General features: G+C 60.9%; 1 protein-coding gene. It reads left to right on the forward strand.

Going from position 1 to position 373, the window contains the following annotated elements; genetic code table 11:
* Positions 1–373 (forward strand): transposase (locus ACYOEI_RS41205; protein WP_462856492.1); only part of this gene is annotated, 373 nt, incomplete at both ends.

Consider the following 373-nt stretch of genomic DNA (forward strand, 5'->3'; position numbering starts at 1 on the left):
GCGTCGGCAGCATCGACAGTCAGACGGTCAAGGCGACGGAGAACGCCGAGAGCCGTGGGTTCGATGGGGGCAAGAAGATCAACGGGCGGAAACGCCATATCATCGTAGACAAGCTGGGTTTACTGCTGGCGGTCGCGGTCACAGTGGCGTCGGCTGACGACGGGACGATCGCCCCCAACGTCCTGGGGGAGTTGACGGCCGAACATCGGTCTCGACTGAAGCTGTTGTGGGGGGATTCGAAGTATCGGAACAAGACGCTTCAGCGTTGGCTGGTGGACACGGGTGCGGGTTATGTGGTGGAGGTCGTGAGTCGTCCGTTGGGTAGCAAAGGTTTCGTGGAACAGCCGCAGAGGTATACGGTGGAGCGGACGTT

This window comes from Singulisphaera rosea (genome assembly GCF_054877945.1).